Source organism: Chitinophaga varians, assembly GCF_012641275.1.
In the GTDB taxonomy this organism is placed as follows: domain Bacteria; phylum Bacteroidota; class Bacteroidia; order Chitinophagales; family Chitinophagaceae; genus Chitinophaga; species Chitinophaga varians_A.
In genome coordinates, this window is the sequence record NZ_JABAIA010000003.1 from 865,849 (window position 1) to 867,674 (window position 1,826).

Here is a 1,826-nt window from a genome sequence, read left to right on the forward strand (position 1 = left end):
AAATTCACCCCCCGAATACTAGCAACACGAGAGACAACCACGATCCTATGCCTACAAAAACACACCTGCTGCTCATCACGCTGGCAGCCGCTACCTTCGTTTCCTGCAAAGCTACTACCGAGCTGGTTTACCTTAACGTATTGAAGCCTGCGCCCGTAACCATACCGGCTTATGTGAAATCTGCCGGTGTAGTGAACAGGACCACCATTAACCCGCAAAACAAAGCAATAGATGTCGTAGACAGGATATTTAGCCTGGAAGGAGCACAGCTGGACAAAGAAGGGGCACAGAGCAGCGTAGGCGGACTGGCAGACGAACTACGGAAGAACAACCGTTTCAATGAGGTAAAAGCGCTGGGTGAGCTGGACTTGACCACCAATGCACCAGGACTTTTTTCTGCGCCGCTTTCCTGGGAAACCGTAGATAAAATATGCCGGGAATATCAGGTGGACGCCCTCTTTTCCCTGGAGCTGTTTGATACCGACTCGAAGATCAGCTATGCGGCCATTCCGGTTTCTTTGAAAACACCGTTCGGTAATGTACCTGGTATAGAGCACCGGGCCAGTATGCTGACCAGCGTAAAAACGGGCTGGCGCATCTATGATCCCGCCGGCAGGAATATTTTGGATGAATTCGCTCTTAACAGGGACCTTACATTCTCCGGCAGAGGCATTAACCCCGTGGCAGCTGCGGGGGCGCTGATCAACCGTAAAGAGGCGGTAAAAACAGTGGGCATACAGGCGGGACAAAATTATGGCATGCGAATTATCCCTTATCGGACAAGGGTGACCCGGGATTACTATGTGAAAGGCACTGATAATTTCAGGATAGCCCGGCGTAAAGCACAAACCGGTAACTGGGACGGCGCAGCAGTGCTGTGGAAAAAAGAAACTACAAACCCTGACCGCACGGTAGCCGGTAGGGCATGCTATAATATGGCTATCATCTGTGAGATCAACGGGGAACTGGACCTGGCGATTAAATGGTCGCAGAAGGCTTACGAGGAATATAATAACCGGCTTGCGCTGAACTATATCCGGTTGCTGAAGAACCGGAAGGCCGGCAATGAAGTGCTGAAGCAGCAGGAGGTGGAGTAGCATCGCGTTAGTTCGTTTGTTTTGCAATCCGGGGCGCTGAATTTTATTGTGGAACTTTTTCTCACTGATGTTACATTGCGTTTTGAATAATTTATTTTGCAGGGAATTCAGAGATTATGCACCAGCTCCGGTGCCGCTGGAGATGAAGGGAAACTAAATCTAATTAAATATGCTTTACCGCAGTCTTATGAAAGAGATACCCGTTTCTAAAATGATACAGCACTTTTCTCACGCTCGTACCTACTGCATTCGATGCTGCCGGATTAGAAAATTGGTTGCAGCTTTTTAATACATGGATGTGCCGCCATTGGTCAGCAGCAGACTTGAATGAGGTCCATTTAAATGACACGATACGAAGGTTACTTGTTATATGCTGATACTAACTGTCAGGGAGCCTGGCAACTTTGCTATTCAGTCGGCTGGCTGAAATAGTTGCAGTCGCTTATGAAAACTGCTGCGAGAGGTATATCCATTCAGGGAATGGATGGCGCATGCCATGAAAACGGCGACTGTGCTTGTCAGCAGCACAGCACCGCGCATAAAAACCATATCTTATATCTGATAAAAACTAAATCGCCTATTTGAAGAAATAACTCTATTTGTTTACCGTCACCAACTCAAAATAGCCATTCTGATACTGCGGAAAATATACCGCATGCGTTACTATTTCCTATCTGTCACAAGTTACAATCACTTTTTTACAGCCATTTCGATCGTAAAAAGAAAGCC

1 protein-coding gene is annotated in these 1,826 nt (G+C 47.3%); it reads left to right on the forward strand.

Translation table 11 applies throughout. The features are described 5' to 3' along the window. Window positions 1-47 precede the first annotated feature (47 nt). A complete protein-coding gene (locus HGH92_RS26695) occupies window positions 48-1,097 on the forward strand; it encodes a DUF6340 family protein (RefSeq protein WP_168873867.1) in 1,050 nt (349 codons plus the stop codon). Window positions 1,098-1,826: the final 729 nt, after the last annotated feature.

Coding starts and splice junctions, on each gene's coding strand:
- HGH92_RS26695 (WP_168873867.1), top strand. CDS start 48: ATGCCTACAAAAACACACCTGCTGCTCATCACGCTGGCAGCCGCTACC.